The following is a 19,544-nucleotide window of genomic DNA, read 5'->3' as shown; positions in this document are numbered from 1 at the left end:
CTCAGGGGGATTTTTTAACTTGATTTTTTACCTGTATGAGGTTTGGACCGCTTTCTTCAATACCTTTGGATTTTTGACATACGGAGTAACCGGACAGACCTTTTTATCCACTCCCATTAAAGTGTAGACAGCCATTCTGGCGGCTCGAACCGAATATTCCTCGGTAAATACCATGTCGTCCGGAATCTCTACAAACTGGCTTGCCATGGCAAAGTTGGTGGATCCGGCCGGGACCACTTTGGGGCGGTCAACCATTTTACGGGGCTGGAACTGGGCATCTACATATGGCATCATGCAGGGAATGACATTGATCACATCAGCCAGAATCTCCTCCTGGCGTTTTTCCATATGAAGATGATGAAGGAGCTCGATTAACATTTCTTCTCCGGTACAATCCTTCATAGGCTTCTTTACATAATCGCCTTCACGGTCGGTATAAAGTCCATATCCCCAGAAAACCGTCTGGTCCATGGGCTGGTTGATGAAATGGGGCTGGGCAGCCACAACAATGCTCATAAGCCAACTTGAATCCTTAAAGGTCATGAGCGCTCCGCTTCCCGGAACATTTCCGGAGAAATTCTCGATCATCTTTAAGAGCTTGTTGCCGCGGCTGGTCACGGTAAAGCTTTCCCAGTTAGTCTCATGAACATCTCCAAAGAACGGATAAGGATTTCCAATCCCCGGCTTCTTTGCAGCCACCTTGCTCCACAGCTCCCCGGAAATGGGCCTTAAAACAGGGGCAGGTGCCGGCGTATGCAAATTTCCCAGGGTGGCGCTGTCAGTCATGCAGGCATTCGTCATGATGCAGATATCCCCATCCTGAAGCTCAATGCTTCTCTCTATGCCATTATCCTTTAAGTGAAGTACCTTTGCTGTAATTCCATTTCCATCGGCAAAATCGATATCTTTAACCGTACAGTTTTCTTCAAAGACAACGCCTTGTTTCCTTAAATACGTCTCTAACGGGCGGATCACGCTGTCATACTGGTTTAACGGAGTTCTTGTCACCCCTTCCAAGGTTTCAATTCTTGAAAACTCCAGGATCATTCTGCGCATATAACGGCGGAATTCAAAAAGGCTGCTCCACTTCTGGAATGCAAAGGTCGTCTGCCACATGTACCAGAAATTGGTGGTAAAGAAGTGGGGCATGTCTGCAAACCATTCCTCAATGGTCATATCATCCAGCTTTTCTTCCGGTGTATTCATAAGCTTAAAAAGTGCCATACGTTCTTTCTGCGTAAAGCCCATGCTTTTTACATCCAAAATTTTTCCATCCTTATCTACCAGCCTGGCCTTTGCGCTGGTGGGATGAGCGTGATCAAAGTTTAATATTTCATCGGTTACGCTCCGGCCCGGGTTATTCAAAGACGGGATGGAACGGAACAATTCCCAGAAGTTTTCATAAGTTTCCTCATTGAGCATACGTCCGCCCCGGCAGACAAAGCCTCTTTCAGGGGTGCCGATGCCGTCATTGCTTCCGCCTAAAACAGGCATTCCTTCAAAAATCGTGATATGCTCTCCCGGAATTTTGCAATCGCGTATGAGATAAGCTGCTCCTGCCAGGCTTCCCAGTCCGCCGCCTACAAAATAAGCCTTTCTTTTTCCTGCATTCCGGCTTTCTATCCTCGGCTTTCCTGCTTCGCTCTGCTTCAAAGCCTTTTGTTTTTTTGTATAATCATAGGCTTTTTTTGCGGCCACTCCTGCCGTTGCCGCTGCCGCACCCCATGCAATTACTTTTCCAAAACCATTCTTTTCTCTCATAAGCGATGCTCCATTCTATGAATTGATTTTACTGATAAGCTTATATTATCATACTTCATTTTATTCGTCATCATACATGGATTTTAAGTTGTAAAAAAAAACGACACCGCAGAAATGGTGTCGAAAAACCAGACAATTCTTTTATTTTGTCTATCGAAATTTTTCTCATCTTCTTTTACAATAAATATTATCAAGAAGGAGGACTACTCATGACAGTCACCATGCACAAACACATCCGGGAATCCGTACTGAAGACGGCACTTCTACACCAGTTGAGGAACGGGCGGAAATCACCGGAACGGGCAGCCAGAAACATAGAAGAACTACTGCTGAAGTTCAGTCCCGGTTCTATGGAGCTTTTTCATTATACCGATCTGCTTGCACTGATAAAAAGCTGTTCCAGGGAGGAATGCCTGGATATCATTATGCGAAAGCTCTCTTAAAACTCCGCCTGGCTCCGGATATAACCGATCCGTTCCGTAGCCCTGGCGAGGCTTTTTAAGCGCTGTGCCACAAGTTTCGGTTCCAGTCTCATGCCTTTTCTCACCCAGTCTATAATAATCCCGCAAATACCGTAGGCATAAAACTCGGCATCAAAATCCCGCTCTTCCTCCGTAAGCTTTCCTTTTTCATCAAGCTTAAAGATCGCCTCGGAAAACAGGGCCTTTGCCATCTCAAAAAGATAGCTTTCAAATGTATGCTCCTGTTCTTTCATGGTATTGATATAAAAGGGTTTTTCAGACCTCATATTCTGCAAAAGTTCAAATATCTTCTGATCCCAGTTTTCAAGGGTGATGTCATCTGCAATCCTGGCAAAATTTTCGTTATAATAAATCCAGCTTAATAGTTCATATTTATCCTGAAAATGATAATAGAAGGTCTGCCGGTTTAAACCGCATACTGCAGTGATATCTGATATGGATATCTTGTCAAACGGTTTTTCCCTGCACACCTGCTTCAATGCTTCTGCTATCGCACGTTTCGTAATCAGCGAGTCTGACATAATCCCTCCTGTAAAATTATCATTTCATCCTCGTAAAATAGTTGCTGAGCGCAGCAAACTGTTCCAGATTCAAAGCCTCTCCCCGCACCGACGGTCCAAGCCCAAGGCTTTCTATTGCTTCCGTGATCTGTTCCTTTGTGAAAGGAATTTCCGGCGAATTGTTTAAGCCATTCTGCAGTGTTTTTCTTCTCTGGTTAAAGGAAGCGCGGATCAACCGGAACATGAGGTTCGGATCCTCTGCCTGCACNAATCGCCTTCACGGTCGGTATAAAGTCCATATCCCCAGAAAACCGTCTGGTCCATGGGCTGGTTGATGAAATGGGGCTGGGCAGCCACAACAATGCTCATAAGCCAACTTGAATCCTTAAAGGTCATGAGCGCTCCGCTTCCCGGAACATTTCCGGAGAAATTCTCGATCATCTTTAAGAGCTTGTTGCCGCGGCTGGTCACGGTAAAGCTTTCCCAGTTAGTCTCATGAACATCTCCAAAGAACGGATAAGGATTTCCAATCCCCGGCTTCTTTGCAGCCACCTTGCTCCACAGCTCCCCGGAAATGGGCCTTAAAACAGGGGCAGGTGCCGGCGTATGCAAATTTCCCAGGGTGGCGCTGTCAGTCATGCAGGCATTCGTCATGATGCAGATATCCCCATCCTGAAGCTCAATGCTTCTCTCTATGCCATTATCCTTTAAGTGAAGTACCTTTGCTGTAATTCCATTTCCATCGGCAAAATCGATATCTTTAACCGTACAGTTTTCTTCAAAGACAACGCCTTGTTTCCTTAAATACGTCTCTAACGGGCGGATCACGCTGTCATACTGGTTTAACGGAGTTCTTGTCACCCCTTCCAAGGTTTCAATTCTTGAAAACTCCAGGATCATTCTGCGCATATAACGGCGGAATTCAAAAAGGCTGCTCCACTTCTGGAATGCAAAGGTCGTCTGCCACATGTACCAGAAATTGGTGGTAAAGAAGTGGGGCATGTCTGCAAACCATTCCTCAATGGTCATATCATCCAGCTTTTCTTCCGGTGTATTCATAAGCTTAAAAAGTGCCATACGTTCTTTCTGCGTAAAGCCCATGCTTTTTACATCCAAAATTTTTCCATCCTTATCTACCAGCCTGGCCTTTGCGCTGGTGGGATGAGCGTGATCAAAGTTTAATATTTCATCGGTTACGCTCCGGCCCGGGTTATTCAAAGACGGGATGGAACGGAACAATTCCCAGAAGTTTTCATAAGTTTCCTCATTGAGCATACGTCCGCCCCGGCAGACAAAGCCTCTTTCAGGGGTGCCGATGCCGTCATTGCTTCCGCCTAAAACAGGCATTCCTTCAAAAATCGTGATATGCTCTCCCGGAATTTTGCAATCGCGTATGAGATAAGCTGCTCCTGCCAGGCTTCCCAGTCCGCCGCCTACAAAATAAGCCTTTCTTTTTCCTGCATTCCGGCTTTCTATCCTCGGCTTTCCTGCTTCGCTCTGCTTCAAAGCCTTTTGTTTTTTTGTATAATCATAGGCTTTTTTTGCGGCCACTCCTGCCGTTGCCGCTGCCGCACCCCATGCAATTACTTTTCCAAAACCATTCTTTTCTCTCATAAGCGATGCTCCATTCTATGAATTGATTTTACTGATAAGCTTATATTATCATACTTCATTTTATTCGTCATCATACATGGATTTTAAGTTGTAAAAAAAAACGACACCGCAGAAATGGTGTCGAAAAACCAGACAATTCTTTTATTTTGTCTATCGAAATTTTTCTCATCTTCTTTTACAATAAATATTATCAAGAAGGAGGACTACTCATGACAGTCACCATGCACAAACACATCCGGGAATCCGTACTGAAGACGGCACTTCTACACCAGTTGAGGAACGGGCGGAAATCACCGGAACGGGCAGCCAGAAACATAGAAGAACTACTGCTGAAGTTCAGTCCCGGTTCTATGGAGCTTTTTCATTATACCGATCTGCTTGCACTGATAAAAAGCTGTTCCAGGGAGGAATGCCTGGATATCATTATGCGAAAGCTCTCTTAAAACTCCGCCTGGCTCCGGATATAACCGATCCGTTCCGTAGCCCTGGCGAGGCTTTTTAAGCGCTGTGCCACAAGTTTCGGTTCCAGTCTCATGCCTTTTCTCACCCAGTCTATAATAATCCCGCAAATACCGTAGGCATAAAACTCGGCATCAAAATCCCGCTCTTCCTCCGTAAGCTTTCCTTTTTCATCAAGCTTAAAGATCGCCTCGGAAAACAGGGCCTTTGCCATCTCAAAAAGATAGCTTTCAAATGTATGCTCCTGTTCTTTCATGGTATTGATATAAAAGGGTTTTTCAGACCTCATATTCTGCAAAAGTTCAAATATCTTCTGATCCCAGTTTTCAAGGGTGATGTCATCTGCAATCCTGGCAAAATTTTCGTTATAATAAATCCAGCTTAATAGTTCATATTTATCCTGAAAATGATAATAGAAGGTCTGCCGGTTTAAACCGCATACTGCAGTGATATCTGATATGGATATCTTGTCAAACGGTTTTTCCCTGCACACCTGCTTCAATGCTTCTGCTATCGCACGTTTCGTAATCAGCGAGTCTGACATAATCCCTCCTGTAAAATTATCATTTCATCCTCGTAAAATAGTTGCTGAGCGCAGCAAACTGTTCCAGATTCAAAGCCTCTCCCCGCACCGACGGTCCAAGCCCAAGGCTTTCTATTGCTTCCGTGATCTGTTCCTTTGTGAAAGGAATTTCCGGCGAATTGTTTAAGCCATTCTGCAGTGTTTTTCTTCTCTGGTTAAAGGAAGCGCGGATCAACCGGAACATGAGGTTCGGATCCTCTGCCTGCACCGGCGGTTTTTTATGCCGGGTCAGGCGGATCACCGCAGACCCCACACCAGGACGCGGCATAAAGCAATTAGGCGGTACGTTTGCTACAATATAAGGTTCGGCATAATACTGAACTGCCAGGGAAAGGGCACCGTAATCCTTGGATCCCGGCCCTACCTGCATACGGTCCGCTACTTCCTTCTGCACCATGACCGTAATGTTGTCAATAGGGACCATACCCTCGAAAAGCCCCATGATGATTGGGGTCGTGATATAATAAGGCAGATTTGCCACCACCTTAATGGGGCGTCCCCCGTTATACTGCTCCGTTATACGTTTGATGTCAACCTTCAGGATGTCATCGTGAATAACGGTTACATTATCATAATCCTCAAGGGTCTCCTTAAGAATCGGGATTAAATTCGAATCAATCTCCACCGCCACCACATGCCTGGCGTTTTCTGCCAGATACTGAGTCATCGTACCGATTCCAGGTCCGATCTCCAGAACACAGTCATCCTTTGTCACACCTGCCGCAGCAATGATTTTGTCCAGTACGTGGGTATCAATCAAAAAATTCTGCCCGAATTTCTTCTGAAATGCGAACTCATATTTTTGTATGATCTCAATCGTCTTTTGGGGATTACCCAGTGTTGCCATGCTCGTCCTCCGTTTTCTTTTTTTGCAGCTCCATGATCTCTTAAATCAGTTTATATAATGTTTTCGCATTCTGACCGGTGATTTCAATTACCTCTTCTTCCGGAATACCCTTTATGGCGCTGATTTCCTTCACCACATAGGGAAGGTTTAAGGATGAATTGCGTTTTCCACGATTGGGCACCGGGGCTAAATAAGGACAATCCGTTTCCAGAACCAGCTGTTCCATGGGCATGTATTCCACCACTTCCCGAAGCTTTTTAGCATTCTTAAAGGTAAGCACTCCTCCGATTCCCAGATAATAGCCCATATTTAAGTATTCCCTGGCCATTTCCTTTCCATAGGAAAAACAATGGATCACTCCTCCTGTATCTTTCGCACCCTCTGCCTTCATGATGTCCAGAGTATCCCTGGCCGCATCCCGGCTGTGGATGATGACTGGAAGCTTCACCTGTTTTGCAAGGTCCAGCTGGCGGACAAACCACTTTTTCTGTATTTCACGGTCCGGCTCATCCCAATAATAGTCTAAGCCGATCTCCCCGATGGCTACGATTTTTTTATGGCCGGACTGTTCCTTAAGCCAGTTTAAGCTCTCTTCATTCAATTCCCCGGTTTCATTGGGATGCACACCGATGGCACCGTATACATAAGGATATTTCTCTGTCAGCTTCACCGTGCTTTCCGAAGTTTTTATACTGGCCCCTACATTTGTAACCGCCTCAATGCCATGTTCCCAAAGACCTGCCAGCAGGTCGTCTCTGTCTTCATCAAATGCCTCATCGTCGTAATGGGCGTGTGTATCAAAAATCATAATATTCTCCTTTTAAAAACAAGGCCCTCATACGCTTAAGGATCTGCTCATTTTTAAATTATAATCAAACGCAGTATATATAGTAAAAGCAAATGGACGGGATAAAACCAGTAAAAAAAATATTTTAAGTTCTTTTTCCCTCTTGTTCCATTGTACATGCGGATTGGGATCAATGCCAGCATGGCGGCTCCAAAGCATTCCAGGCTTTCAACTGCTGCCATAACTCCCCCAAACAAAGTCTGCAGCCTTTTATTCTCATAAAAAACATAAAAGAGCAGGATCATAACGATTCCAATGATATTATAGTCACATTTTAATAAAATTGACGCGCCGCAGCCGGCTAATATGACCAGGGACTGCTTAACCGGCTGCCCCATGGTCTTCCGGTACCAATAAAGGACCCAGAGACCAAGAAACAGGGTAAAATAAACATTCTGATAACCAGGGTTAAACCATTTGTCAAACAGCGCCAGATCAAAAGGTATCTCTGAAATAAGGGCAAACACCAGAAGCCTGGCTCCATATTTTTTCACATCCTTTGTATGGCAGAAACCTTCCACCAGCAGAAAGCAGAAAATTGGAAATGCCAGCCTCCCCATGGTCCGCAGTACCAGGTCGGCCATGCTCCACATTTTCCCCTCCGGCGTACTTAAAATTGCAAACGCCAGGCTGTTATTCTGATATTTTAATATACCGTTTTCGATGATAGCCACACCTGTGTGGTCAATGAGCATGGAAATAATGGCAATCATCTTTAAGGTATTTCCGGTTATTCCTTTTGTACGGGAACTCATTGGCTCATTCATGGAATTCTCCTTTTCAAAACCACAAGGCCGGATTATAATAACCCGGCCTTCGTTCTTTTCTCACATGCCTTTTGATATTCCCCTGATCAGCAGATTTCTGCTCCTGCCGGCATTGGTTTCTCCGGAACCATAAGGGATAAATTGCCTTCTGCGTCCTCCGCACAGAGAAGCATGCCTTCAGACATAACACCAGCCAGTTTTGCTGGTTTTAAGTTTACCACAACCATTACCTTTTTGCCAACCATTTCTTCCGGTGAATAATGGGCTTTGATTCCGCTTACGATCTGTTTTACCTGGCTGCCGATCCTCACCTGGGAGCATAAAAGCTTCTTGGATTTTGCAACTGCCTCACAGGCAATGATCTCGCCGACCTGAAACTGCAGCCTGGCAAAATCATCGTATTCGATTTCTGCTTTGGCTTCGATGTCAATTCCGTCAGATTCCCCGGCTTCGGCAGCTGCCCCGGCGGCTGAATCCGCAGAGGCGGCATTCATGGCTTCCACCTTTTCCATTACTTCCTTAATATCCATACGGGCAAATAAAATTTCCGGCTTATCCGTGACTTTATTACCGGATGGATACAGGCCAAATTCATTCATCTGAGACAGCTCTCTCTTAGCGGTGCAAAGCTGGTCAAGAATCTTTTTAGAGGTATCCGGCATGAAGGAGTCAAGTAAGGACGCTCCGATCGTAATGGCTTCCGTCAGGTTATATAAAACGGTTGCCAGACGGTCCTTTGATGCTTCATCCTTTGCAAGAGTCCATGGAGCTGTCTCATCAATGTATTTGTTGCTTCTTCTGAAAATATTAAATATTGATGTGATGGCATCCGCAACCCTGAGCTTTTCCATCTTTTCCTGAACTTTTTTCACTTCTTCCAGGACCGCTGCCTTTAAATCCCCGTCAATTGCATCCGCTGTGTTTCCGTCAGACACAATGCCTTCAAAGTATTTATTGGACATGGAAATGGTCCGGTTTACCAGGTTGCCAAGGATATTGGCAAGGTCTGAGTTCATGCGCTCCACCATCAGTTCCCAGGAAATGACCCCGTCATTGTCAAACGGCATTTCATGAAGCACAAAGTAACGGACTGCATCCACGCCAAAGAAATCCACCAGAGTATCCGCATAGAGGACATTTCCCTTGGATTTGCTCATTTTTCCATCCCCCTGTAACAGCCACGGATGGCCGAATACCTGCTTGGGAAGCGGAACATTAAGGGCCATAAGGAAAATCGGCCAGTAGATGGTATGGAAGCGGATGATATCCTTTCCGATCAAATGAAGGTCCGCAGGCCAGAATTTTTTAAACTGTTCGCTGCCGTCGCCGCCGCAGTCATAACCGATGCCTGTGATATAGTTGGTCAATGCATCCAGCCATACATAGGTCACATGCCTGGGATCAAAGGTAACAGGAATACCCCACTTAAAGGTAGTTCTGGATACACAGAGATCCTGAAGCCCCGGAAGAAGGAAATTATTCATCATCTCATTCTTTCTGGACACCGGCTGGATAAAATCCGGATTCTCATTGATATGCCGGATCAGACGGTCTGCATATTTGCTCATGCGGAAGAAATAAGCCTCTTCTTTGGCAGGCTTTACTTCACGGCCGCAGTCCGGGCATTTTCCATTCACCAGCTGGGACTCCGTGAAAAAGGATTCACAGGGAGTACAGTAAAGGCCCTCATAATATCCCTTATAGATATCGCCCTGCTCATACAGCTTCTTAAAAATCTTCTGAACCTGTTCTTCATGGTCTTTGTCTGTGGTGCGGATGAATTTATCGTAAGAGGTGTTCATCAAATCCCAGATTTTCTTAATTTCTCCTGCCGCCTTATCTACGAACTCCTTTGGTGTGATGCCTGCGGCTTCTGCCTTTTCCTCGATCTTCTGGCCATGCTCATCGGTTCCGGTCTGGAAAAACACATCGTAGCCTTCCGCTCTCTTATAGCGGGCAATCGCATCGGCTAATACAGCCTCATAGGTATTGCCGATATGGGGTTTTCCCGATGCATAGGCAATGGCTGTGGTGATATAATATGGCTTTTTGTTCGTATCCTTACACATTTTCTCTTCCTCCTGTTTATCAAATGAGATGCAGCGGAAAGACCGTTCTCCATATCCTTCCCGCAAAGAAAAAACCCGCCTAAAAACATCCTTTCGGAAATTTAAAGACGGGGAACTGTCCCGTGTTACCACTTTAATTTATCCATACCTTGCGGTACGGACCTTACCGGCTGCGTTTGTCCCCTTAAGCTTCATGCGGAAAACTTATGGTTACTTATTAACAGTCTGACACGATAACGGGTGTGACCGTCGAAATTTAAAGGCTGGTTCTCTGCCATTCAATTCCACTGCTCCAAGGCCATGTTGGGAAATACGCTCAAGCTTCCTTTTCAGCTCCCGGAAGTCTCTGCCCATGAGGTTGATTTCTTACTCTTCTTTTCTCAGCATTCTCACATAAATAAATTGTCAATAACCCTAGTGTAATGGTTCCTGTAAGGTTTGTCAAGCGGGTAAGTACCGATATCAATGCTTTTGTCATGACTTTTTTAGAATCATCATATAAATAGTATTAGTGAATTACGGAGGAATCATTTATGAAAAACAACGTTTTTAAGCAGGGCCGCCGTTTTCTTTCCATCATTCTGGCGGTTTCGCTGTTTTGCGCCTGTACACCGCCCCCAGAACCACTTGCAACAGCTCCGCAGGGGTATGAGCAGTACCGGGCCGATGACATATCTGTACAAAACAAGTTCGATCAGTTTACGGATGACCTGTTTCGTAAGGAGATAAGCGACTCCGGGATCAATTTTCATTTCAGCATAGCGAATCCTGCTTCCCGGGGATTTGATACGGTTCCTCTGACTCTTGGAGATTTTTCTCTGGATAAAATGAAAAAGAATTCCAAAGAGCTGCAAGAGCTAAAAAAGAAGCTGGAGGAGTTTAACCAGCGCCGGTTAACCAGCGGGCAGAGGCTCACCTATCAGATTTTATACTCTTACATAGAAACGGAATTAACCTCTGACGGCCTGGAGCTTTATGCCCAGCCCTTAACAAGCACCATCGGAATCCAGGCCCAGCTTCCGGTTTTGTTTGCAGAGTATGCCTTTTATACCCGGGATGATGTGGATCATTATCTTTCCCTGCTTTCTACTATTGATAATTATTACGGTCAGATCCTGGAGTTTGAAAAGAAAAAATCCGAGGCCGGACTGTTCATGAGCGACTCTGCCGCTGACCATGTGTTAAAATCCTGTGAGGCTTATTTAATCCAACCGGACCACAGCTTTCTGGCAGAAACATTTAACACCCGGGTGGATGCCCTTACGGACTTAACCGATGAGGAGAAAGCCGCTTATAAGGAGCAGAACTTAAAAATTCTGGAAGAGCACTTTATCCCTGCCTACAAGAACCTGATCGACGGCATGACTGCCCTTATGGGAACCGGAACCAATGACAAGGGATTATGCTGGTATCCGGAGGGAAAACGGTATTTCGAATATCTGGTCAATTCCAATACCGGAACATCTTATGATTCCATACGAAGCTTAACAAAGGCTATCGAAAAACAGATGAACTCTGATATACAGGCCCTGGGGCAGATTACAAAAGCTCATCCGGAGGTATTAAATTCTCTTGAAAATTATTCTTTCCAATATACCAAACCGGAGGAGATACTGGAATCCTTAAAGACTCAGATTTCAGAGGATTTCCCTGAACTTCCGCCATGCAGCTATACGGTCAAATACGTCCCGGCTACCCTGGAGACTTCCTTAAGCCCTGCTTTCTACCTGGTTCCGCCCATTGACCGTTATGAGGATAATGTTATTTACATTAACGGCAATCCCCGTTTTCAAAACGAGGATCTCTTTACCACTCTGGCCCATGAAGGCTATCCCGGGCACCTGTATCAAAACGTATATTTTTTAAGCAGGAATACCTGTGATTTAAGGAGCATCCTCTCCTTTTCCAGCTACTCGGAAGGCTGGGCTACCTATGTGGAATTTTATTCCTATACGCTGGATAACGGGCTGGACCCGGAGCTGGGACAGCTGCTGGCCCATAATACAGCCGTCACCCTCGGCATCTATGCCTATTTGGATATCTGCATTAATTATGAAGGCTGGGATAAGGATCAGGTAGCAAAATATCTGGGTACCTTTTATAACGTGGAGAACACCAATATTGTGGACACCATCTACAGCAGCCTGATCGAGAATCCTACCAATTACATGGAATATTACGTGGGATATATGGAGATCATGGAAATGCGGAATACCGCTCAGAGGATCTTAAAGGATGATTTTAATTTAAAAGACTTCCACACCTTTCTTCTTGATGTGGGCCCCGCTCCATTTTCCGTGATACAGCCCTCATTTCGAAACTGGCTTGGCAAACAATTACGGAGCTGATAAAAAGGCAGAAGCGTTAAATTTTGCGCTCCTGCCTTTTCTGTTATAATTTTATTTGATTTCTTTATAATTCTTAACGTATTCCAGATAATCATTATCACCCTGTTCCATATGTCCGCTGGAAAAGTTCTTTCCATTTACCAGAAGTTTTAACTTGTCCAGTTCAAAATTCTCAATAAAGGTATTACCAACCGCTGTCAGCATAAGTAAGTCTCCGGTTGAACCGCTGTTTGGAACCTGGGATAAATCCAGTGTGCCTGTCCCATCCGCCATATCAAACTTCAGAACCTTTGTACCTTCCGTCAGAACGCCGTATTCAATCAGTTTGTCCACCAGGGCATCTGCCGTTAACTCATCCACTGCATCCATCGCCTGGTTCAAACCGGTTGCATCATCGTTCTGGCTGTATACGGAAATGATTTCCATAGGTTCTGCGTTAGGGTCAGGAACTTTATCGCTAGCACCTCCTGTTGAAGCCATCACTTGCGGATCAGGTGCAGTAGTCTCCATCTTTGGCTGTGTTGGTGAACAAGCTGCCAGGGAAATAACCAGCATAGCGCTTAATAAAAACACGATGAACTTTCTCATAATTGCGTATTGCCTCCTTAAATTCTGTTAAAGGCTCCGAAACCATTTGTTCAGATTGGTCAGAGCTTTGATCAAAACTTCTATCTCATTTTCACTCAGGCTTGCAACAGCACCTGCGATCATTTCCTGATGAAATCTGGCATGGTGCTCATAGGCTTCCTTTCCCTTTTCTGAAAGAGAAATATATACAACGCGCCGGTCCTCTTTTCCTCTTTGACGGGTCACATAGCCTTTCTTAACAAGACTGTTCATGGCTATGGTCAATGTACCAACCGTAACGGAGAGTTCCCTGGCTATGGACGACATATTCTTTGGCTCTCCAATCCCGATCGCCTCTATCACATGCATATCATTATTCGTAATATTATTAAATTCCTGTGTAATGATAGCCTGTTGTTCTATATCCATAATATCCCGAAACAGTCTTACCAATACTTCGTTAAGAGTTCCGTAAGTATCCACGTTTATCCCCTTCATACCTTTATGACAATAAAAGCTTCTTCGTAATTATACATGATTATGTATTCCAAGACAACCACCTGAATTCTTATGAAATTCTTAAAATCGCTATGAAAAAATCCCTTTTATACCAAAAAACGGCTTAAAACGACGCTGGCAGCCACTCCTGCTGCCGTAGCCGCCAATGCACCGGCCAGGGTGTACCGGGTCTTTTTTATTTTAACGGTTCCAAAATAGATACTCAGACAGTAAAACACGGTTTCCGTGCAGCTCATAAGCACGGATGTCAGCATCCCGATATAAGAGTCAGTCCCATATTTCTTAAAAATGTCAAGTACCAGTCCGGTAGCCGCAGAATTTGATACCAGTCGAACTAAAATCACAGGAACGACCGGAGCGGGAAGGAAGAGAAGGGAAGCCGGCTTTGTCAGTAATTTTGCCAGAAAATCGAGAAAACCCGAGGCCCGGAGTACCCCGACCGCTGTCATCAGACCGATTAACGTAGGCATGATCCCTGCTACTGTCTTCATCCCTTCTTTGGCTCCGTTTATAAAATCATCAAAAACCGGCCGTTTGGACAAAATCCCAAATCCTACAATGTAAAAGATGATAAGCGGTACCGCTGCCTCTGACAGAAATAATAAAAATCTCACTGTTTACACCCAAAATTCCTCAATTGTTATAGTCTATTCAAATTCTTACCTTTTCATTCAACTGGTTTCAAGGTAAAATAGAAAGGAAGAACAGAAAGGAGATCTACAATGATGAATCTTTTATTTTTACAATACCCGCCCTGCAGCACCTGTAAAAATGCAAAGAAATGGCTGGATGCCCATAAAACAGCATACAATTCCAGGAATATCAAAGATGAAAAGCCCACTTCTGCCGAGCTTGCCGCCTGGATTGAAAAGAGCGGACTTCCTGCGAAACGCTTCTTTAATACAAGCGGTATCCTCTATAAGGAAAAGCATTTAAAGGACCTTCTCCCAGGCATGAGTGAAAAGGAGCAGATCGATCTGCTTGCAACAAACGGGATGCTGGTAAAACGTCCGTTAATAATCGGAAAAGATTTTGTTCTGGTGGGATTTAAGGAAGAGGAATGGGAGAAAGCATTGATGCAGTAGCTTCTCTCTGACTTTGAAACAAAAAACCTGGCGGAAAAAACGGCTTATATCCGTCACTTTCCGTCAGGCAGATGATTCCACCGCTACGGGCGGAAGCATTCATTCTATTTATCGTCTTCATAATAGTGCAGTTTCTTAACAATAGCTTCGAAATCCTGTTCCGGCATGATAGCAGACAAATAATAATATGCTCCATTCATTACAATACCCGTGCTATATTCCGCGGTTCCGTCAGGCAAATCATTTTTTTCAATATTAAAATCCTTATCTATGATTCCGTTGTAAACACTTTTAAATACAGCTTTACCCGAAATAATATTAATGGAAGAAGAAATCAGATTTTTAGCCTGAATGAAATAAACGTCCTGACCGTTATATGAAAATTTTATCGTTGCGCTTCCGCCTTCAATATCCATTCCATAAAACCCCATTTCAAGCGGCATTTCATCTATCATTAATGGCTTAATGTCAAGATTTTCTTTTATTACTTCATATGCATCGGATATCTTTTCCACTTTGACCGGCACATATGGGTTATTATTCCAGATAATTCCGATCTCCCCTGCCTTACGGACTCTCATTCGGTAATCGTAAGCCTTCCTTGCTGACATCCCAATTGATGACACCGTTATGATTACCAACAACACCATTATGATCATCAATGGCTTTTGCAGAAAATTAACAAGTCTGTGACCATAATGCAATGTCCTTAGCTGCCTCCTTACAACCGTCCTTGATCCACGTTTGTCAAGCTCCGCCATTATCTTCTGAAATTCCCCCGGAGGAGGGGATGGCGGCTCAGGTGTTAATTCCGGGTGTTTCTGCATATAATCAAGCAAATGGGCCTCTAATTTTTCCTGCGACTCCGCATAATATTTTATCCGTTTTAAAATGGAACATTTTTTTTCACGGTTTCTCTCCTGCTCCACGACTACACCTCTTAAATACAAGTTATCCTAAACTTCCCACAAGCTTTGGGGTTGACTTTTTATCGCTAACGTTTACTATAATAGTATATCGAATTTGGGAGGCAACGTTTTATGAAAAAAATCATCTTAACCGGCGGCGGTACTGCTGGCCATGTTACTCCAAACCTGGCTCTGATTCCCTCTTTAAAAGAGCGGAACTACGATATTCACTATATAGGCTCGTACCAGGGAATCGAACGGAAACTCATTGAAGGAGCTGGTATCCCCTACAACGGCATATCTTCCGGAAAATTCCGCCGGTACTTTGACTTAAAAAATTTTTCTGACCCATTCCGTGTATTAAAAGGATATGGGGAGGCTTTAAAGCTGATAAAAAATTACAAGCCGGATGTGGTATTCTCAAAAGGAGGTTTTGTAGCCGTTCCTGTGGTATTAGCCGCAAAACACCGCAAAGTCCCTGTTATCATACACGAATCGGATATGACTCCCGGACTTGCCAATAAGCTATGTATCCCGGCAGCTGCGAATGTGTGCTGCAACTTTCCGGAAACACTGGCCTACCTTCCAAAAGATAAGGCTGTACTCACGGGCTCTCCCATAAGGAAAGAACTTTTAAAAGGCGACCGGCTGACCGGATTAAAATATGCACAATTATCTGCAAACCGACCTGTTATCCTGATTATCGGCGGCAGTCTCGGTTCCGTTACAGTCAATACTGCTGTACGGGGCATCCTCCCGAAACTGCTCAAAAACTACCAGGTAATACATATCTGCGGTAAGGGCAATCTGGATGAAAGCCTCATAGGTACCGAAGGATATGTACAATACGAATATGTTGATGCCCCTTTAAAACATCTTTTTGCTGCTGCTGATCTTATGATTTCCAGGGCTGGAGCGAACTCCATCTGTGAAATTCTTGCGCTTAGAAAACCAAATATCCTGATTCCGCTTTCCGCTGCTGCCAGCAGAGGAGATCAGATTTTAAACGCCAGATCCTTTGCAAAACAAGGATTCAGCTGTCTTCTGGAAGAAGAAAACTTATCCGGGGATTCCCTCTTACAGGCCATCACCGAAACATTTGCGAACCGTCAGATCTTTATCTCAAAAATGGAGCAAAGCGAACTGCTGAATGCAGTTGATACCATCATTGATATGATCGAATCTCTGGTTCACGGTTAATCTTATTAAATATCATAATTAGGACCAAGAATCTTTTTTAAGCAAACTCTTGTCCGATATATCCGGGAACGGCACACTGTTCCCGGAATCTCCAACATTTCACAAATTTCAGGGATCGTAAGCTGCTCCAGAAAATAAAGAACAGCCATTTCCTTCCACTCCTCCCTCATATTGGAAATTTCCTTGGTTATTCTTAAAAGTGCCTCTTCTCCAAGGATTACATCCAAAGGATCAGTAACCACAAATCTCGCCAGCATCGCCACTTCATTTACTGCGTCTTCCTCATCTAAGCTCACTTTTTCATAATGGCCGTTTTTACGAAGGCAGTCAATGGATTTGCGCTTTAAAATCTTAATCAGCATGCTTTTCTTTCGTGTTTCTGTCCATGATAATGAATAATTCTCAAAATATGCAATAAAAGTTTCCTGTACCACATCATCCAGTTCCATATCTGGTACATTGAGTGTTTTCGCTATCCGGCGGAGCAGTCCCTGGTATTCTCCATATATGGACTGCAGCAGCAAATTTTCATCTTCATGTATGCTCATTTATTATGCCCCTCTGATTACAGGGCGCTCCTTATAGCGGCTCCTGTCTGTGTTAATTCTTCCGGACTTGCTTTACCCGGCACCCATGAAACCATAACAGGGCCTCCCTCATAACGAGGAATTAAATGCACGTGAAAATGAAAAACCGTCTGGCCTGCTTCTTTCCCATTATTCTGCACAACATTAAATCCGGCGCAGCCTAATGACTTTTTCATGGCGTCCCCAACTTTAGCTGCTAATGGAAGGACCTTCGCTGCTGTTTCTCCATCAAGCTCACAGATGTCTCTGTAATGCTGTTTTGGAAGAATCAGGGCATGCCCTTTGGAAGCTGGTCCTAAATCCATAATTACACGAAATGTATCATCCTCGTATAATGTCTCAGAAGGTATCTCGCCATTTGCTATTTTGCAGAAAATACAATCATCTTCTCTCACACGCTCACCTCCTTCCAAATAGATTATCCCCATATTTCCATATTGCGGCGCTTCTTCGGCTTACGGTACAGGAGAACTCCCATTACAATACCAATAAGCAGCCCCGCAATATGTGCAGTATTATCTACACCTGTGCTGGTAAACCCAAAATACAGGGAACATGCAATAATAACAACCAGCTGCCGTGTACTTAAATCCTCCAGTTGGCCACGATTGATGGCTACCGCATACAAAAGACCGCCAATCACGCCGAATATGGCACCTGAGGCACCTGCTGAGACTACATTCCGGTATTCTCCCAGGTTCACCATCATAGATACCACATTGGCACCCACTCCACAAAACAGGTAGAAAAACAGGTACTTTATATGCCCCAAAGCTCTCTCCAGATTATCTCCCAAAATAAACAAAATGAGCATATTATTCATAATGTGATTAATGCCAAAATGCATAAAAATCGAAGTAAGCAGCCGGAAATATTCCCTTCCTTCAAAAACGAGAGGAGCATACATGGCTCCATGGGACACCATGAATTTCGTATTATCGGTAGAACCTGTCATTTCTAAATAAAGAAAATAGATGACATTTACAGCGATTAAACCGATATTCACATATGCCTTTTTTTGCCTTTTTAAGTCCTCCATTACCGCTCTCCTTCACAAATAATATGTTTATTTTAGCACAAACTGACAGATTATGTAAATATAAACGCGAAATTTGCGATAAAAACTTCATCTCCCTTTTTTAATGCAACAGTCTCATTTGTTTCCAGTATCCTCCCGTTTACAGTCGTCCCGTTAGTGGAATTTAAATCGCTGACCCGATACTCCTCACCCTCTCTGTCTATTCTGGCATGAATCCTGCTTATTGCTTCTCTGTCCAGGACATAATCCACCAGCCCTTCCTGTTTCCCGATTAAAAACGGAACGTACGTGATAGCAATATCTTCCATATCCGGCCCAACCGCACGCAGATATCTGATATTTTTATCTTCCGCTGTATCCGTTAGAAGAACCGTCTGAAGAATCTCCTCTTCTTCTGCCTCCGGTTCTTTCTCATTTATCCCATCCTCAAATGTCATCTGCCATTCATGGCATTCCTCCTTTTTATGGATTTGAATCGGTTCCTTTTGCAGCCGTGATCCCTTTCCCGAACCTATCCGGACCGCAAAAACGGATAGGACCCCGGCTGCTGCGATTACATACCAGAATTTCCGGATCCCTCCCATACCAAAACTCAGCCACAATACGGCCGAAGCCCCGAACAGAATCGAAATCGAAGTAAGGGCCATCCGCCCAATACAGGATAATTCTGATACCTTCTTTTTTTCATCCCAGACGGGATCAGGGCCCTTCTCATCCATTTCTTTCCGGAAGGGATAAGGCATATCTGCGGCATGGCTGCCTTCCAGCTCACGGTCATCCTCCAGCTTCCGTGTTTTGTCATCATTTTTTTCTGTGTTCGCAGAATTCTTTCCAATGACCTCAAGCAAATCATTCACCCCGTAATTTTCTTTCAGACTTTCCTGATACAGCCCATATGCCATTACCACACATTCCTTATCCTGATGGTTAATCTTCCCCAGAAGATACCGTAATAATCCGGTCATCTCCTCCGGAAATCCGCCCTGCCTTCCGGGCACAAGGCAAAGAAAAACCGTAAATCTCTCCGGTTCTACATAAATATATTCGGGTTCCAGAAGAATCTGTTTTTCCTGTAACAGATAAATCTCCAGCCGCCCCAAGGTCTGTGCAATTCCACCAATTAGCTTTTTCAGTTCCTCTTGCCCCAGGCTGTGAAATTCCAAAACCCGGTTAAGTGGCTGCTTAGATGTAATTTCATAGTAATAATATTTACGGTTATCCACCAATTTTATACGAAATTTCAGCAGCCCCTCTATCCCGTTGGCAGCCATCATATACATCTCATAGCTGTCATAACCGGCTTCATCCGGTTCTATTATCAGATAATTATGTTTCATTTCCCGCCTGTATGTAATCTTCAAC

20 protein-coding genes and 2 pseudogenes are annotated in these 19,544 nt (G+C 44.2%); 5 read left to right on the top strand and 17 right to left on the bottom strand.

Annotated elements, in window-relative coordinates; translation table 11 throughout:
* Positions 1-27: 27 nt before the first annotated feature.
* Positions 28-1,761, bottom strand: a complete 1,734-nt coding sequence (locus BQ9856_RS22445; protein ID WP_077612987.1) for an oleate hydratase — start codon at positions 1,759-1,761, stop codon at positions 28-30.
* 209 nt (positions 1,762-1,970) lie between these two features.
* Between BQ9856_RS22445 and BQ9856_RS22440 the strand changes: the two genes are divergently transcribed.
* The gene (locus tag BQ9856_RS22440; RefSeq protein WP_077612986.1) at positions 1,971-2,204 is read left to right on the top strand and encodes a hypothetical protein; all 234 of its coding nucleotides are present in this window, start codon (positions 1,971-1,973) and stop codon (positions 2,202-2,204) included.
* Here BQ9856_RS22440 and dhaS (BQ9856_RS22435) read toward each other — a convergent pair.
* The 3 genes and pseudogenes from dhaS (BQ9856_RS22435) to BQ9856_RS22425 form a co-directional block, all read right to left on the bottom strand.
* The gene (gene dhaS, locus BQ9856_RS22435; RefSeq protein ID WP_077612985.1) at positions 2,201-2,764 is read right to left on the bottom strand and encodes a dihydroxyacetone kinase transcriptional activator DhaS; all 564 of its coding nucleotides are present in this window, start codon (positions 2,762-2,764) and stop codon (positions 2,201-2,203) included. The two genes, BQ9856_RS22440 and dhaS (BQ9856_RS22435), sit on opposite strands and share 4 nt — an antisense overlap.
* Before the next feature lie 19 nt (positions 2,765-2,783).
* Positions 2,784-2,993 (bottom strand): annotated as a pseudogene (locus tag BQ9856_RS22430) (16S rRNA (adenine(1518)-N(6)/adenine(1519)-N(6))-dimethyltransferase RsmA); the annotation flags it as partial.
* A pseudogene (locus BQ9856_RS22425) lies at positions 2,978-4,357 on the bottom strand (oleate hydratase); the annotation flags it as partial. The pseudogenes BQ9856_RS22430 and BQ9856_RS22425, both read right to left, overlap by 16 nt.
* Before the next feature lie 209 nt (positions 4,358-4,566).
* Between BQ9856_RS22425 and BQ9856_RS22420 the strand changes: the two are divergent.
* A complete protein-coding gene (locus BQ9856_RS22420) occupies positions 4,567-4,800 on the top strand; it encodes a hypothetical protein (protein ID WP_077612986.1) in 234 nt (77 codons plus the stop codon).
* Here the strand turns inward: BQ9856_RS22420 and dhaS (BQ9856_RS22415) are convergent.
* The 5 genes from dhaS (BQ9856_RS22415) to metG form a co-directional block, all read right to left on the bottom strand.
* Positions 4,797-5,360, bottom strand: coding sequence for a dihydroxyacetone kinase transcriptional activator DhaS (gene dhaS / locus BQ9856_RS22415; RefSeq protein WP_077612985.1), 564 nt, complete (start codon positions 5,358-5,360; stop codon positions 4,797-4,799). The two genes, BQ9856_RS22420 and dhaS (BQ9856_RS22415), sit on opposite strands and share 4 nt — an antisense overlap.
* Before the next feature lie 19 nt (positions 5,361-5,379).
* A complete protein-coding gene (gene rsmA, locus BQ9856_RS22410) occupies positions 5,380-6,246 on the bottom strand; it encodes a 16S rRNA (adenine(1518)-N(6)/adenine(1519)-N(6))-dimethyltransferase RsmA (protein WP_077612984.1) in 867 nt (288 codons plus the stop codon).
* A gap of 40 nt (positions 6,247-6,286) precedes the next feature.
* Positions 6,287-7,054: a TatD family hydrolase gene (locus BQ9856_RS22405; protein ID WP_077612983.1), complete on the bottom strand. Its 768-nt coding sequence runs from the start codon at positions 7,052-7,054 to the stop codon at positions 6,287-6,289.
* Positions 7,055-7,107: 53 nt separating this feature from the next.
* Positions 7,108-7,860, bottom strand: a complete 753-nt coding sequence (locus BQ9856_RS22400; RefSeq protein ID WP_077612982.1) for a TraX family protein — start codon at positions 7,858-7,860, stop codon at positions 7,108-7,110.
* Between the two features lie 86 nt (positions 7,861-7,946).
* A complete protein-coding gene (gene metG, locus BQ9856_RS22395; protein ID WP_077613503.1) occupies positions 7,947-9,929 on the bottom strand; it encodes a methionine--tRNA ligase in 1,983 nt (660 codons plus the stop codon).
* Between the two features lie 533 nt (positions 9,930-10,462).
* Here metG and BQ9856_RS22390 point away from each other — a divergent pair.
* The gene (locus BQ9856_RS22390) at positions 10,463-12,277 is read left to right on the top strand and encodes a DUF885 domain-containing protein (protein WP_077612981.1); all 1,815 of its coding nucleotides are present in this window, start codon (positions 10,463-10,465) and stop codon (positions 12,275-12,277) included.
* Positions 12,278-12,328: 51 nt separating this feature from the next.
* On the opposite strand, the gene BQ9856_RS22385 is transcribed toward BQ9856_RS22390, so the two are convergent.
* From BQ9856_RS22385 to BQ9856_RS22375, 3 genes are all read right to left on the bottom strand, one after another.
* Positions 12,329-12,865, bottom strand: coding sequence for a GerMN domain-containing protein (locus tag BQ9856_RS22385; protein WP_077612980.1), 537 nt, complete (start codon positions 12,863-12,865; stop codon positions 12,329-12,331).
* Positions 12,866-12,892: 27 nt separating this feature from the next.
* On the bottom strand, positions 12,893-13,327 hold the full coding sequence (locus BQ9856_RS22380; protein ID WP_442855563.1) for a MarR family winged helix-turn-helix transcriptional regulator: 435 nt from the start codon (positions 13,325-13,327) through the stop codon (positions 12,893-12,895).
* Positions 13,328-13,449: 122 nt separating this feature from the next.
* Positions 13,450-13,977, bottom strand: coding sequence for a nucleoside recognition domain-containing protein (locus tag BQ9856_RS22375; RefSeq protein ID WP_077612978.1), 528 nt, complete (start codon positions 13,975-13,977; stop codon positions 13,450-13,452).
* A gap of 111 nt (positions 13,978-14,088) precedes the next feature.
* On the opposite strand from BQ9856_RS22375, the gene BQ9856_RS22370 reads away from it, so the two are divergent.
* The gene (locus BQ9856_RS22370) at positions 14,089-14,448 is read left to right on the top strand and encodes an arsenate reductase family protein (RefSeq protein WP_077613502.1); all 360 of its coding nucleotides are present in this window, start codon (positions 14,089-14,091) and stop codon (positions 14,446-14,448) included.
* Positions 14,449-14,552: 104 nt separating this feature from the next.
* On the opposite strand, the gene BQ9856_RS24960 is transcribed toward BQ9856_RS22370, so the two are convergent.
* Positions 14,553-15,287 (bottom strand): glucosamine-6-phosphate deaminase, encoded by a 735-nt coding sequence (locus BQ9856_RS24960; RefSeq protein WP_200801341.1) that lies wholly within the window; start codon positions 15,285-15,287, stop codon positions 14,553-14,555.
* Positions 15,288-15,488: 201 nt separating this feature from the next.
* Between BQ9856_RS24960 and BQ9856_RS22360 the strand changes: the two genes are divergently transcribed.
* Positions 15,489-16,556 carry an undecaprenyldiphospho-muramoylpentapeptide beta-N-acetylglucosaminyltransferase gene (locus BQ9856_RS22360; protein WP_077612977.1) on the top strand — a complete coding sequence of 356 codons (1,068 nt, stop codon included), beginning with the start codon at positions 15,489-15,491 and terminating at the stop codon, positions 16,554-16,556.
* Between the two features lie 5 nt (positions 16,557-16,561).
* Here the strand turns inward: BQ9856_RS22360 and BQ9856_RS22355 are convergent, their stop codons facing one another.
* The 4 genes from BQ9856_RS22355 to BQ9856_RS22340 are packed head-to-tail and all read right to left on the bottom strand — an operon-like array spanning position 16,562 to position 19,543.
* Complete coding sequence (locus BQ9856_RS22355; RefSeq protein WP_077612976.1) at positions 16,562-17,104, bottom strand: RNA polymerase sigma factor; 543 nt, start codon at positions 17,102-17,104, stop codon at positions 16,562-16,564.
* A gap of 17 nt (positions 17,105-17,121) precedes the next feature.
* A complete protein-coding gene (locus BQ9856_RS22350) occupies positions 17,122-17,538 on the bottom strand; it encodes an HIT family protein (RefSeq protein WP_077612975.1) in 417 nt (138 codons plus the stop codon).
* Positions 17,539-17,561: 23 nt separating this feature from the next.
* Entirely contained in the window at positions 17,562-18,182 is a 621-nt protein-coding gene (locus tag BQ9856_RS22345) for a rhomboid family intramembrane serine protease (protein ID WP_077612974.1), read from the bottom strand.
* Positions 18,183-18,232: 50 nt separating this feature from the next.
* Entirely contained in the window at positions 18,233-19,543 is a 1,311-nt protein-coding gene (locus tag BQ9856_RS22340; RefSeq protein WP_077612973.1) for a DUF6382 domain-containing protein, read from the bottom strand.
* Position 19,544: the final 1 nt, after the last annotated feature.

Origin of the sequence: Clostridium sp. Marseille-P2415, assembly GCF_900155545.1 — a bacterium.
GTDB lineage: Bacteria > Bacillota > Clostridia > Lachnospirales > Lachnospiraceae > Lacrimispora.
This window is presented reverse-complemented; position numbering and strand designations above follow the sequence as displayed.